The sequence below is a fragment of the Shewanella sp. 8A genome, assembly GCF_023475945.1.
GTDB lineage: Bacteria > Pseudomonadota > Gammaproteobacteria > Enterobacterales > Shewanellaceae > Shewanella > Shewanella xiamenensis.
Genome location: NZ_JAMDJP010000011.1, coordinates 1 through 14,089, shown reverse-complemented (window position 1 = coordinate 14,089; position 14,089 = coordinate 1). Strand labels below are relative to the sequence as shown.

Genomic DNA, 14,089 nt, shown 5'->3' with positions numbered 1-14,089 from the left:
CAAATCGTTCTCAATGGTGTTACCGTATGCGCACCTTGACGAAACTTGCTGAACGACTATGCGTTTTAATCTACTTCCTCTGGCGGCTGCGGTCACACTAGCCTTGAATCCTTTGGCATTGATGGCCGAAGAACAAACCTCTTCTAAAACAGAGGCACAAGATCAAAATATCGAAAAAATCACAGTGATGGGTAAATACACTGTGAGTCGCAATATTGATACCGCGACAGGACTAGGACTCACATTACGAGAAACGCCTCAGTCGGTCAGCATCATGACGGCAGATCGGATTGAAGATCAGGCATTAAATACTGTGGTCGACGTGGTGAATAACACTGTGGGCTTATCATCTTCAAAAACCGATAATGTGCGTAACGGTTTTTCGGCCCGCGGTTTTACCGTGCAAAACTATCAAATTGATGGAGTGCCTTTATCTTGGAGTTTAGGCGGTGATGCTGGCGAAACGGTATCGGATGTGTCTATCTATGAGCGTGTTGAAGTTGTGCGTGGCGCTACCGGATTATTAACCGGCGCTGGCGATCCTTCTGCCTCGATTAACTTAGTGCGTAAGCATGCTGACAGTTCTGATCTTAAAGGTTATGTGGATGTCGCCACTGGAAGTTGGGATAAAAAACAAGTCACCGCGGATGTGTCTAATGGTTTGAATGACGACGGCAGTGTGCGTGGCCGTTTGGTCGCTAAGTATGTGAATAGCGATTCCTATCAAGATCTATATCAAGACCGTAAAACCATTCTCTATGGTGTTGTCGATAGCGATATCACCGCCAACACTTTACTGCGTGTCGGTGGTAGCTATAACCACAACGATCCGAAGGGGGCGATGTGGGGCGCGTTGCCCGCCGTCTTTAGCGATGGTTCTGCCACAGATTGGGATACATCGACCACTACAGCCGCCGATTGGAGCCGCTGGGAAACTAAAAACATTAACTACTTTGCTAACCTAAATCATTACTTTAGCAATGGCTGGCAATTGGTGGCTAACTACAACCGCATGGAATATGAAACCACCACTAAGATGATTTACATGTCGGGTTTACTCGATAAAGACACGGGGGCGGGGCTTAGTGGTCAGCGTTATCACAGCCATGGTGAAAGTAACTCGAATAACTTTGATGTGCAGCTTAAAGGCGACTATGACCTCTTTGGTCAAACCCATGAGTTTGTGACGGGGGCTTTGTATAGTAAGCAAAAATCCTACGCTGATACCTATGAGCCTATCCGTGACAATATGACGGGTTGGGACTCACAAGTGGTCGATAACTTCTACGAATGGCAACAAAATCAGTTTGCTGAGCCTGAATGGTCGAGCAACGCGAACCGTCAGCTCAATATGGATACCGAGCAAAAAGGCTTTTATGCGGCGACCCGCCTGACCATTACCGATGATTTTAAACTGATTGCCGGTGGACGTATTTCAAGCTGGAACCGTGAAGGCGTGAGCTATGGTACCGATACTAACTTTGGCGATGATGGCGTGTTTGTGCCCTATGTTGGCGCCTTGTACGATATCAATGACGCGCATCGTATTTACGCCAGTTATACCGGGATTTTTAATCCGCAGAATAATTTCGATGCCGATCAAAATTACCTCGATCCATTAGAGGGCAAAGCCTACGAATTAGGTCTGAAGAGTGCTTATCTTGACGATCGTCTACATACCACTGTAGCCGTGTTCCAAATTGACCAAGATAACTTGGCAACCTTAGCCGGAACGATTTATATCGGTGGTAAACCCGTGAATTACTATGAGGCCGCACAAGGCACAAAGAGTAAGGGTTTTGAGCTAGAAGTGGTGGGTGAGCCTGCCGATGGCTGGAATATCTCTGCGGGTTACTCGCAATTTAATGCCGAAGATGCAGAGGGTAAGCGAGTCGCAACTACCAGTCCGCAGAAGCAATTTAAACTGTTTACCACCTATCAATTTGTGAACTTATTGCCTGAGTTAACCATAGGTGGTGGAGTGAATTGGCAAAGTGACAGTTACTCAGATGTCAGTGATGTGGCAATTAAGCAGGATGCTTACTCCCTAGTGAATCTGATGGCGCGCTACGATCTGGCTGAGAATATGGATTTGCAGGTTAACGTAGAGAATCTGCTGGATGAGAAATATTATGCCTATATGTCAGCGTCTGGCCTAGCATACAGTGTGTATCACTACGGCGCGCCACGCAATTTTACCGTCAGCTTTAACTATCGTTTTTAAGCATTTTACCCGTTGAACTCAAAAAGCCGGTGCCCTTAAGGGCACCGGCTTTTTGCTATCGACTTAAATCCCATTGGCTGCGCAGATGCAGCCTAATATGCCTGTATGGGAAAACCATTGTACTGTTTTGTGATTATTTCGCTTTAAAAACAATACGCTGTTAATCCTGAACGACGTTTGAATTTTCCTAGATTAAGACTGGTATGCTAACCCCTATTTACAGTGAACTTTAATGTAAATTAAGTGCGGTGGTTTTTTGTTCTGTTTAGCGATTTCTATCAATAAAATCCCCATCAATTTTCTGGCCTGACCAGCACAAACTCCCTATAATCCCCTGCGAAAAACACCGCTACATAGTGTTTACATTTTTAGACCCTACCTACTTAAAAATAAAAGGAACCCAGTTCCATGTTAGAAAAGCTGTTCAAACTGAAACAAAATCAAACGAGCCTCAAGCAGGAAGCGATAGCAGGTTTGACAACATTTATGACGATGGCCTACATCATTTTTGTGAATCCCATGATGTTAGCCGATGCGGGTATGGATCATGGCGCCGTGTTTGTGGCTACCTGTCTAGCTGCGGCCGTAGGTTGTATCGTGATGGGGCTGATGGCGAATTATCCTATCGCGCTCGCCCCAGGTATGGGACTCAATGCCTTTTTTACCTACACAGTGGTGGGTGAGATGGGCTACAGCTGGGAAACGGCACTCGGTGCGGTTTTCTTATCGGGGATCTGCTTTCTGATCCTATCTTTAGTGCGTATTCGCGAGTGGATTGTTAACAGTATTCCTATGTCGCTGCGTATTGGTATTGCTGCGGGTATTGGTCTGTTCTTAGCGCTGATCGGCCTTAAGAGTGCAGGCATTGTAGTGGCAAGCCCTGCAACCTTGGTGACCATGGGCGATATTACTGCGTTTCCGGCGGTGATGGCGGTATTAGGTTTCTTCCTGATTATTGCTATGGTGCAGCGTGGCATGAAGTCAGCGGTGATTTTAAGTATCCTGATCATTACTGGGCTTGGATTGGTGTTTGGCGATGTGCATTACAACGGCATCGTCTCTATGCCGCCTTCAATTGCGCCCACGTTTATGGCGATGGATTTATCCCAAGTGTTTGAAGTAACGATGCTCTCAGTGGTGTTTGCCTTCTTATTTGTGGATTTGTTTGATACTTCAGGCACCTTGGTTGCGGTTGCACAGCGTGGTGGATTTCTCGATGAAAAGGGCCGTTTACCTCGATTAAATCGTGCCTTAACCGCTGACAGTTTAGCGACGATTGCAGGTGCAGCCTTAGGGACTTCAACCACCACCAGTTATATCGAAAGTACTGCTGGGGTGAGTGCGGGCGGTCGAACTGGCTTAACGGCGGTGGTGGTTGGTTTGCTGTTTATCTTGGCATTATTTTTATCGCCTTTAGCAGGGATGATCCCCGCCTATGCCACGGCAGGTACGCTGTTTTATGTGGCTATTCTGATGATGTCAGGGTTGGTTCACGTTGAATGGGAAGACTTAACTGAGGCTGCGCCTGTAGTCGTGGTGTGTATCCTGATGCCGCTGACCTTCTCGATTGCGACGGGGATTGCACTGGGAATTATTTCCTATGCGGCCATCAAACTGTTAACGGGTCGGTTTAGCGATTTAAATATCGGTGTGCTTGTGCTCGCGGCGATGTTTATTGCGAAATTTATTTACGGCTGATACTTAGAACGAGTTGCCGTTTAAGGGATATTTTTTGAGGGTCATCTAATCGATGGCCCTTTTTAATGCGCGATCCCAAGCAGAATTGAAAATTTCTACCCGCATCCAGCCCTCTGACTACCAATTATCTAGCGGATTAGGTATAAGGATTGTCCGGTTATTTTCTACAAATGAATAATGAACTTAAGTGAGATAGCGTATCGCCGCGTGGTGGTGAAGTTGGGGACGAGTGTGCTGACTTCTGGCAGTAAACAGCTAGATAAAGCCCATATGGTTGAGCTTGCTCGTCAAATGGCCGCACTGATGAGATCAGGGGTCGAAGTCGTATTATGTACTTCTGGGGCAATTGCCGCAGGACGCGAACATCTCCAATACCCGGTATTGCCCGACACTATGGCTAACAAACAGTTATTAGCCGCTGTCGGGCAGAGTCAGCTTATTCTCGCTTGGGCGCAACTCTTTAGCATCTACGGTTTACATGTGGGGCAATTGCTGCTGACCCGTGCAGACCTACACGATAGAGAGCGCTATTTGAATGCCCGCGATACGCTTAATGCTTTGCTGGCACACAATATTATCCCCATCATCAATGAAAATGATGCGGTTGCAACTAACGAAATCAAAGTGGGTGACAACGACAACTTGTCAGCGCGCGCAGCATTGCTGTGTGATGCTGATCTGTTGATTTTGTTGACGGATCAAAAGGGCTTATTCGATGCTGATCCACGCACCAATCCCAATGCCAAACTGATTTCGCAGGTTGAGAAAATTGATGACAGTTTGCGCCTGTTAGCGGGTGGTTCGGTCTCGGGGTTAGGCACCGGGGGGATGTCGACTAAGCTCGAAGCGGCCGATATCGCTCGTCGTGCGGGGATTGAAGTGGTCATTGCCTCGGGTCATCATCCCGATGTGATTAAAAAGGTGGTCGCTAAAGAATCCATTGGCACCCATTTTAGTGCGATCGAAAATCCGTTAGAGAGTCGTAAACAGTGGATTTTAGCGGGACCCGCCGCCCAAGGTTCACTGGTGCTCGATGCGGGCGCCGTTAAAGCCGTGACCGAAAAAGGTCGCAGCCTGTTATCGAAGGGCATTATTGGCGTTAAAGGGGAATTTGAACGCGGGGCAACGCTGCAATTGGTTGACCAAAAAGGCAAAATCATTGCCAGAGGCATAACCCGTTACTGTGGTGAGGCCTTAGGGTTAATTGCAGGTAAACATTCCGACGAAATCGAGTCTGTACTCGGTTACGATTATGGTGACGCAATAGTGCACCGCAACGACATGGTCGTCTTATAAGCGAGGTCTGTTTTGAGTCAAACTAATCAAGCGCAATATTTACAACAACTGGGTAGTCAAGCTAAGCAAGCCAGCTATGCCTTAGCAAATCTTAGCGCCGCACAGAAAGCGGATTTACTCGAGGCGATTGCCGAGGCCTTGACGCAGAACACTCAGGCTATTCTTGCGGCGAACGCCAAAGACGTTGTAGCCGCAAAGGCTGATGGTTTGAGTGATGCGATGATCGACCGTCTATTACTGACCGAGTCGCGCCTAGCGGGGATTATCGGTGACATTAGCGATGTGGTTCGCCTTGCCGATCCCGTTGGCGAAGAGTTCGGTAGCCGAGTGTTGGACAATGGCTTAAGGCTCACGCGCCGCCGCGTACCGCTTGGGGTGATTGGGGTTATCTATGAGGCACGGCCGAATGTGACGGTCGATATTGCGGTGTTGGCACTTAAAACCGGTAATGCGGTGATTTTACGTGGCGGAAAAGAGACCCTCGAATCCAACAAACTGATTAGTGAAGTGATCCGTGGAGCGATTGCAAGCCAAGGTCTGCCTGTCGATGCGGTGCAATTGATTGATTCTCCCGATAGAGCCTTAGTCACAGGGCTACTTAAGCTCGACCAATATGTCGATATGATTGTTCCCCGTGGCGGACAAGCCTTACAGCGCCTTTGTGCCGAGCAAGCGACAATTCCGGTGATTTTAGGTGGCATTGGGATCTGCCATCTGTATGTCGATAAACATGCCGATCTTGAGCGGGCTCTTGAGGTGATTGCCAACGCAAAAGTGCAGCGCCCAACGGTATGCAATGCTCTGGATACCTTGCTGGTGGATAACGCCGTTGCCGAGCGCTTTGTGCCACAAATTGCCGAGTATTTACATCGTTTAGGTGTGCGTTTTTCGGTGTGTGAACAAAGCTATACACTGCTCGATGGGTTGGGGTTTGATATTTCCCCGGCAACGGAGCAAAGCTTTGCGACCGAATGGTTATCTTTGACCTTAGGCATTAAAGTGGTGAGTGATATTGATGCAGCAATTGCCCATATCCGTACCTATTCCAGTGGGCACTCTGAGGCGATTCTGACCGATGATATCCATGCTGCAACGTATTTTATGAATGAGGTTAATTCGGCCGCTGTGTATGTAAATGCCAGTACCCGCTTTACCGATGGCGGCCAATTTGGCCTAGGTGCCGAGGTGGCAGTGAGCACGCAAAAGCTCCATGCCCGTGGCCCAATGGGGCTTGAGGCGCTAACCACCTATAAGTGGTTAGCGTGGGGCGATTATACGAGTCGTTCATAGCCTGATTGGTACACTAAAAAGCCGCTGAAAAGCGGCTTTTTAGTGGTAAATCTTTATCTTAGTGGATAAGTGGGGTATAGGTGGCAATCAGCCATAAACATACAAAAGCGATTGACATCACTGTGGTGAATTTTCGAAAGGGCCGGATATATTCCAAGGTATAGAGAAAATACTTCTCTTGCACTTTGCGAGTCAGTAATACCGACGGAAGTAAAAAGCTGCAATAGAGCATCACCACCATGGTGGTAAAACCATTCCCCCAAAAATGCTCGTAGATAAAAAGGGCGATACACACCAGCATGGCAACCCAACCGATAGGGGTTATGCCATCTTCTTGATTCCAATGGGTTGATTTTTCCATATGACTATCCTTAGTCACTTAACCGATTGTTTAATTTATAGACGGTTAAGGGGGGCTTTTCAATGATTTTATGGATAGCGTGTAAAAGAATTTTCTAGACCGAGTTTAAGTTATAGGGTTTTAATATCGGCAAATGTTCCGCGGCACAACTTCGCTAAGTCATTTGCAGCGAGACATATCTCAAGCCCACGGCGACCAGCACTGACATAGATTTTGTCAAATTGCTTCGCACTTTCATCAATCAGCGTTGGCAGTTGCTTCTTTTGCGCTAACGGGCTGATCCCTCCAACCAAATAGCCGGAAGACTTTTGCGCTAAATCCGCATCGGCCATTTGCAGTTTTTTCTGGCCTAAACATTTGGCTACGGCTTTTAAATTGAGTTGATGATCAACTGGAACGAGCGCAACTGCAAGCGGCGGATGCGCTTTATCGGTCGCGACCAGTAAGGTTTTAAATACCTGCGCGGGAGCGAGGCCTAACACATTGGCGGCTTCTTCGCCGTAGGCGGCGCAGTGTGGGTCGTGGCTGTATTCTAAGATTTCAAAGGGGATTTTGGCTTTCTTTGCCATTTGTACGGCAGGTGTCATGCTTTACTCCTTGCGTCAATTTCTGGGGCAATAAAAGTCCGCCATAGTAGCCCTTTATTGGCGTTTAAAATGTTAGCTCGGGCATAAATTATCTATACCCGAGTAAGGCACCTTATCCGTTGCTTAGTCCGCAAGTTTGGTGTTGAGTTTGGTTTTGCGCTCCAGATAGCGCGGGAATAATTGCTGCAACATCATGCCGCTTAAAATAAAGCCTAGGCCAATGTAGGTTGCGGTGGCGATGGTTTCTTGCAAAATCCAAGCAATAAAACCAATCGACATCACCGGCGATAAAAATACTAAGGTGCTGATATTGGCGGTGCGAGTCGCAGTTTTAAGCGCCATTAACCAGAGTACAAAGGTAATCCCCATTTCAAATAAGCCGACATACATCCCCGCCATCACGGCTTTAATGCTAAAGCTAGGGATCGCATCGGTAAGTAACAGCGTGATGGTAATAAAGGGTAAACCGATTAAAAAGCTCAACAGTAGGCTGACGACGGGGTCGCCTTGATCTTTGGTGTTCACAATCCAATATAGGCACCAGAGCAGGGTGCTAGTCAGCGCCAGCCCAATGCCAAGGGGGCTATCGAAGCGAAAACCGCTGACATCGCCGCCGGTGGCAATAATAAATACCCCAGAGTAGGCAATCAGTGCCGCAATCATATCGCTCTTACGCAAATGTTGTTTCAGCAGTGGCGCAGCTAACAGCGGTAGCAATACCGCCCACGTGTAATTAAGTGAGAGCGCCTGCTGGGCGGGTAACAGTGAATAGGCTTTAAACAGCACCACATAATAAAGAAAGGGATTAATCAGCCCAGTGATCAGATAAAAAGTCGGGCGACGCAACAGCTGCGCTTTAAGTAGCGGTAGCTTTTTTTGCCAAGCGAGAATGGCGCCAAGGGCGACGATTGAGGTGAGTACCGCCACAAACACCAGTTGCAACGGGCTATAAAATCCGAGGGCAATCTTAAAGGCGGTTGCCACCGTCGACCAGAGGAATACCGCACCCATGCCGTACACATACGCCAAATTTGAAGATTTCACACTCTTACCCTATGCACTTAAACCGCCACTCAATGTGCGCAGATTGAATAACAGCTATTGTTGATATGCAAGCGGATTTTACCGTTTTGAATATTTTATACAGCTGAGTTTTTCGAAAAGATAAATCAGAAAATTTTTTGTATGGCCCTTGTAATTAAATTCCCTGTCCCAATATAGGTGTTAAGGCTGAGAAGGTGGCCAACAGTGGACTTGAAAAAAATGCGTCCGGCCCCATATCAAAACCAACTTATTAATTTAGTTTGACAGAAATTTTTCGGAGGACCTCATGGGTAAAATTATTGGTATCGACTTAGGCACAACAAACTCTTGTGTAGCTGTCCTCGATGGTGGCAAAGCACGCGTATTAGAGAATGCTGAAGGCGATCGCACAACCCCGTCTATCATCGCTTATACCGATGATGAGACCATCGTGGGTCAGCCAGCAAAACGCCAAGCTGTAACTAACCCAAATAACACATTCTTCGCGATCAAGCGTTTGATCGGTCGTCGCTTCAAAGATGACGAAGTTCAACGTGACGTGAACATCATGCCATTCAAAATTATCCAAGCCGACAACGGTGATGCTTGGGTTGAATCACGTGGCAACAAAATGGCTCCACCACAAGTTTCTGCTGAAATCTTGAAAAAGATGAAGAAAACAGCAGAAGACTTCTTAGGTGAAGAAGTGACAGAAGCGGTAATTACCGTTCCTGCATACTTTAACGATTCACAACGTCAAGCCACTAAAGATGCGGGCCGCATCGCAGGTCTTGAAGTTAAACGTATTATCAACGAACCAACGGCTGCAGCTCTGGCCTACGGTATCGACAAGAAGCAAGGCGACAACATCGTTGCAGTGTATGACTTAGGTGGTGGTACATTCGATATCTCGATCATCGAAATCGACAGCAACGACGGCGACCAAACCTTCGAAGTATTAGCGACTAACGGTGACACTCACTTAGGTGGTGAAGACTTTGACAACCGTTTAATCAACTACTTAGCTGACGAATTCAAGAAAGAGCAAGGCTTAGATCTGCGTAAAGATCCATTAGCAATGCAACGTCTGAAAGAAGCGGCTGAAAAGGCGAAGATTGAGCTTTCAAGCACCAACCAAACTGAAGTGAACCTGCCATACATCACTGCAGATGCAACAGGTCCTAAGCACTTAGTGGTGAAAATCACCCGTGCTAAGTTAGAGTCACTGGTTGAAGACTTAATCATTCGTACTTTAGAGCCATTAAAAGTGGCACTGGCTGACGCTGACTTATCAGTATCAGACATCAATGAAGTGATTTTAGTGGGCGGTCAAACCCGTATGCCTAAGGTTCAAGAAGCGGTGACTAACTTCTTCGGTAAAGAACCTCGTAAAGACGTAAACCCAGACGAAGCCGTAGCCGTAGGTGCTGCGATTCAAGCGGGCGTACTGTCAGGCGACGTGAAAGACGTTCTGCTGTTAGACGTAACACCACTGTCTCTGGGTATCGAAACCATGGGCAGCGTAATGACCAAGCTGATTGAGAAAAACACTACTATTCCGACTAAGGCACAGCAAGTGTTCTCAACAGCCGATGACAACCAAAGTGCAGTAACCATTCACGTACTGCAAGGTGAGCGTAAGCAAGCGAGCGCGAACAAGTCATTAGGTCAATTTAACTTAGACGGTATTGAGCCTGCACCACGTGGCATGCCACAAATTGAAGTGATGTTCGATATCGACGCTGACGGTATTCTGCATGTTTCTGCAACCGACAAGAAAACCGGTAAGAAACAAAACATCACCATCAAAGCTTCTTCAGGCTTAAGCGAAGAAGAAGTGGCGCAAATGGTACGTGATGCTGAAGCCCACGCTGAAGAAGACAAGAAGTTTGAAGAGTTAGTGCAATCTCGCAACCAAGCTGACGGCTTAGTTCACGCAACTAAGAAACAAGTTGAAGAAGCGGGCGATGCACTGCCAAGCGAAGACAAAGCTAAGATTGAAGCGGCAATGAGCGCGGTTGAAACTGCTGTAAAAGGCAACGACAAAGAAGCCATTGAAAAAGCGACTCAAGCGCTGATTGAAGCGTCTGCTAAGCTGATGGAAATCGCTCAGGCTAAAGCTCAAACTCAAGGCGGCGCACAAGAAGGTGCTGCTAAACAGTCTAACGCGACTGCCGATGACGTTGTCGATGCTGAATTTGAAGAAGTGAAAGACGACAAGAAATAACATTTGCTCTCAATCAAATTGATTGATTTCAAATAGTTAATTTCTAGGCGGGCGTTACGGGGAAACCCTAACGCCCGTTCGTTCAACTTAAGCTGAGAAGCATGAGATTATGTCAAAGCGAGATTATTACGAAGTATTAGGCGTTGGTCGTGACGCCAGCGAACGTGAAATTAAAAAAGCCTACAAGCGTTTGGCGATGAAGTTTCACCCCGACCGCAACCCTGGCGATAAAGCTGCCGAAGCGAGCTTCAAAGAAGTCAAAGAAGCCTACGAAATCCTTACCGATGCCAACAAAAAAGCGGCCTATGACCAATTTGGTCATGCGGGTGTGGATCCCAATCGCGGCGGCGGTGGTGGCTACGGCGGCGCGGGCGATTTCGGTGATATTTTCGGTGATGTCTTTGGCGATATTTTCGGCGGTGGACGTCGTGGCGGTCAACGCCAAGCAGCCCGCGGCTCAGATTTACGTTACAACCTAGAGTTATCACTGGAAGAAGCCGTAAAAGGCCTCACCAAAGAACTGCGTATTCCAACCTTAGCCAGCTGTGATGTGTGTGACGGCAGCGGTGCGAAAAAAGGCACGTCGGCGACCACCTGTACAACCTGTCATGGTCAAGGCCAAGTGCAAATGCGCCAAGGTTTCTTTACCGTGCAACAGCCTTGTCCAACCTGCCATGGTCGCGGCAAGATCATTAAAGATCCTTGCACTAAGTGCCATGGCGATGGCCGTGTCGAAAAAACGAAGACACTGTCAGTTAAGATCCCAGCAGGTGTCGACACTGGCGACCGTATTCGTTTAGCGGGTGAAGGTGAAGCGGGCGAGTTTGGCGCCCCAGCGGGCGATTTATACGTTCAGGTCAGTGTGCGTGAACATGCCATCTTTGTTCGCGATGGCAACAACCTCTACTGCGAAGTGCCGATTTCATTCAGTAAAGCGGCGCTCGGTGGTGAGATTGAAGTGCCAACACTGGACGGTAAAGTCAGCCTGAAGATCCCAGCCGAAACGCAAACGGGCCGTATGTTCCGTCTGCGTGGAAAAGGGGTTAAATCGGTTCGCAGCCATGCCGTTGGCGACTTGCTCTGCAAAGTCGTGATGGAAACGCCAGTCAACTTAAACGAGCGTCAAAAAGAACTCCTGCGGGAATTTGAAGCCACCTTAACCGGTGAATCAAAGAAGCACAGCCCAAAGGCTGAAGGCTTTTTCGATGGCGTGAAGAAGTTTTTCCAAGACCTAAATAGCTAATTAGGTTGGGTGGCGCAGCGGTTATGTTAGCTGCGCACTAGATAAATAAAGCCTCGCAGTGTTTAGCACTAGCGGGGCTTTTTTATGCTTGATTGCATGCTCAAATTTCAAACTCTGTCCGCAGCAATCAATTAAGCACAGTCATTTCAGTGACTCGCCTGACTATGGGGTAAAAATAAGTCATCCTGAGGGCTCGATGACGGCATATGCTGCGTATGGATGTGCGAATGCCGCGATCACATGGTCAATGATGCTCCCGGCATCATAGTGACATTTCCCATATCCCTATGGGTCAGATGTGAATGAGCGACCATGCCGTCAACGGTCACTTCCATGACGTGCTTAATCCCTTTTAAGTCCTTCGTATATCTGATAAATGTTATGCCTTTCTGGTCTTTTTAAAAAATAAACTAATATTTTTTATTATTTTATTTCTATTATTTGATATTGGGCTGGTAATTTTTACATGAATTAACCAAGCTGTAGGGATGGAAATACATAATAATAAAACAAAAAATAAACTATCGCACGACAGGTTAATCAATGAGTTGTTATAACTCCAACAGTTTTCCATCACACCCATTAATAACTTTTCAATAACATACTTTATTGGGTAATGAATAACGTATAATTCAAAGCTGAAAAGCCCAATTAATGAAAATAACTTTGTTATTCCGTTAGCTTCTGGATGCATAATATCTTGTTTAAAAATATTATAGATCAGAAAAACAGATAGTAATGATGCTAAAAGAATATCCGTCCCCCTCGAACTTGAATTCATGTAGTCATAATAAGGCATATTGTAGGAATTGAATATGTTAAATAGCGTAAAGCCTAAACTAAATATAAATATAAAAATGAAAAAGTTTTTTAACTTATAAGAAATGGGGAAGCTGAATTTTTCTATAAAAATATACATGCCCAAAACACTTCCAAGAACAAACCCATCAAGCCTTGCAGGTAATGTCCACCAATGACCGCCATAATAACGATATAAATTCGAAAATAAAATAAGACATACAGAAATTAATAGTATATTTCTTACCGAGAAAAACCTTGAGTCATAAAAATAAAAAAATAACAAACCCATCACTACATAGAAATGTTCCTCAATAATGAGCGACCAAAAGTGGTCCAAACCAATTCCTCTAGGAAACACCTTTTCCCCCCACAAAATAAAGTCAACATTTTGCAACATAAAAAAATAATACAAAGAGAAACCTGATTCAACTTTGTCACTCCAACTTTGAAATAGTAAATTTTGATTACATATAAAAATAAATAGCTCAACTGAAAAAAGCACAATAAAAAAAAGAGGGAGTAATCTAACGGCCCTATATACGAAAAAATCTGTTGCTCCTCTTTTTTTTTCCTTGATACTAATCATAGATTTGGTTATAAGAAAGCCAGACATTACAAAAAACACATCCATAGACATCCAATACCATGGGAAAAATGGGTGGAGATGTGAATGATAAGCAACGACTCCTATTGCTAAAAAACCTCTAAATGCGTCTAGTCTTACATATCTAGTTTTAGTATTTATCAATTTATTACTCGCAATTTAAAAATAATAATTCATGTTCAAGATAAATGGTTTTTAGATTAAAGGATGTATTGCTTTTATTTTCGCCAGTAGCAGCATGGTGACTAAGTTTTATTGATTTTATCATCAATATTTTAAAAACGCTTTAAGTTTATTTAAAATATAAGTGAAACAAACTCACGCTGACATCATAAATGATTGCAGGTTCTTCCCTTGGCTATTAACAAATAGAAATAACGATACTATATATCGCCAAACCAGATTTCTGCGAGTTTAGTTGTGATTATTGAAAGTGTGAAGTTCAGTTTAATCGCGTGAGCGTTCATTTTTTGTTCATTATAGTAAGTTCAGTGATTAATATTTTTCCAAAAAAATAATACAGGCTAAGTGCTTTGGGGATTAATCGATAACACTACAAATTCAGGAGTTCACCTTCCCCTGCGAAGTTGCCGCGGGGCGTTGGAATAAATTGCGTGAGTCCGGTCATGGATAATGGAATGGACCCATCCACTTTAAATCGGCCTCGCAATGGGCCACGATGTAGTCGCTAAAACTCATCAGAAAGAGGACGGGTCCACCTATGAAGATTACTAC

At 45.6% G+C, this 14,089-nt stretch carries 10 protein-coding genes; 6 read left to right on the top strand and 4 right to left on the bottom strand.

The window, feature by feature from the left end; all coding sequences use genetic code 11:
• Positions 1-58 precede the first annotated feature (58 nt).
• The 4 genes from M0413_RS10265 (at position 59) to M0413_RS10250 (ending at position 6,508) form a co-directional block, all read left to right on the top strand.
• Positions 59-2,224, top strand: a complete 2,166-nt coding sequence (locus M0413_RS10265; RefSeq protein ID WP_172587439.1) for a TonB-dependent siderophore receptor — start codon at positions 59-61, stop codon at positions 2,222-2,224.
• A 408-nt stretch (positions 2,225-2,632) separates the two neighbouring features.
• Entirely contained in the window at positions 2,633-3,922 is a 1,290-nt protein-coding gene (locus tag M0413_RS10260) for an NCS2 family permease (protein WP_037414991.1), read from the top strand.
• Positions 3,923-4,099: 177 nt separating this feature from the next.
• On the top strand, positions 4,100-5,218 hold the full coding sequence (proB, locus tag M0413_RS10255) for a glutamate 5-kinase (RefSeq protein ID WP_037414989.1): 1,119 nt from the start codon (positions 4,100-4,102) through the stop codon (positions 5,216-5,218).
• A gap of 12 nt (positions 5,219-5,230) precedes the next feature.
• Complete coding sequence (locus M0413_RS10250) at positions 5,231-6,508, top strand: glutamate-5-semialdehyde dehydrogenase (protein ID WP_249554050.1); 1,278 nt, start codon at positions 5,231-5,233, stop codon at positions 6,506-6,508.
• Positions 6,509-6,566: 58 nt separating this feature from the next.
• Here the strand turns inward: M0413_RS10250 and M0413_RS10245 are convergent, their stop codons facing one another.
• From M0413_RS10245 to M0413_RS10235, 3 genes are all read right to left on the bottom strand, one after another.
• A complete protein-coding gene (locus M0413_RS10245; RefSeq protein ID WP_037414983.1) occupies positions 6,567-6,869 on the bottom strand; it encodes a hypothetical protein in 303 nt (100 codons plus the stop codon).
• Between the two features lie 110 nt (positions 6,870-6,979).
• Positions 6,980-7,456 carry a Cys-tRNA(Pro) deacylase gene (ybaK, locus tag M0413_RS10240; protein WP_169547468.1) on the bottom strand — a complete coding sequence of 159 codons (477 nt, stop codon included), beginning with the start codon at positions 7,454-7,456 and terminating at the stop codon, positions 6,980-6,982.
• A 123-nt stretch (positions 7,457-7,579) separates the two neighbouring features.
• Positions 7,580-8,500 (bottom strand): DMT family transporter, encoded by a 921-nt coding sequence (locus M0413_RS10235; RefSeq protein WP_249554048.1) that lies wholly within the window; start codon positions 8,498-8,500, stop codon positions 7,580-7,582.
• A 286-nt stretch (positions 8,501-8,786) separates the two neighbouring features.
• On the opposite strand from M0413_RS10235, the gene dnaK reads away from it, so the two are divergent.
• Both dnaK and dnaJ read left to right on the top strand, forming a co-directional pair.
• Complete coding sequence (gene dnaK / locus M0413_RS10230) at positions 8,787-10,706, top strand: molecular chaperone DnaK (RefSeq protein ID WP_037414974.1); 1,920 nt, start codon at positions 8,787-8,789, stop codon at positions 10,704-10,706.
• A 109-nt stretch (positions 10,707-10,815) separates the two neighbouring features.
• Positions 10,816-11,949, top strand: coding sequence for a molecular chaperone DnaJ (gene dnaJ, locus M0413_RS10225; RefSeq protein ID WP_037414972.1), 1,134 nt, complete (start codon positions 10,816-10,818; stop codon positions 11,947-11,949).
• Between the two features lie 379 nt (positions 11,950-12,328).
• Here dnaJ and M0413_RS10220 read toward each other — a convergent pair whose 3' ends face one another.
• Positions 12,329-13,498 (bottom strand): acyltransferase family protein, encoded by a 1,170-nt coding sequence (locus tag M0413_RS10220; protein WP_249554046.1) that lies wholly within the window; start codon positions 13,496-13,498, stop codon positions 12,329-12,331.
• Positions 13,499-14,089: the final 591 nt, after the last annotated feature.

What these genes read in the sequence shown, in the direction of transcription:
- M0413_RS10245 (WP_037414983.1), bottom strand. Translation starts at nt 6,869, where the DNA reads ATGGAAAAATCAACCCATTGGAATCAAGAAGATGGCATAACCCCTATC.
- M0413_RS10260 (WP_037414991.1), top strand. Translation starts at nt 2,633, where the DNA reads ATGTTAGAAAAGCTGTTCAAACTGAAACAAAATCAAACGAGCCTCAAG.
- proB (WP_037414989.1), top strand. Translation starts at nt 4,100, where the DNA reads ATGAACTTAAGTGAGATAGCGTATCGCCGCGTGGTGGTGAAGTTGGGG.
- ybaK (WP_169547468.1), bottom strand. Translation starts at nt 7,456, where the DNA reads ATGACACCTGCCGTACAAATGGCAAAGAAAGCCAAAATCCCCTTTGAA.
- M0413_RS10265 (WP_172587439.1), top strand. Translation starts at nt 59, where the DNA reads ATGCGTTTTAATCTACTTCCTCTGGCGGCTGCGGTCACACTAGCCTTG.
- dnaJ (WP_037414972.1), top strand. Translation starts at nt 10,816, where the DNA reads ATGTCAAAGCGAGATTATTACGAAGTATTAGGCGTTGGTCGTGACGCC.
- dnaK (WP_037414974.1), top strand. Translation starts at nt 8,787, where the DNA reads ATGGGTAAAATTATTGGTATCGACTTAGGCACAACAAACTCTTGTGTA.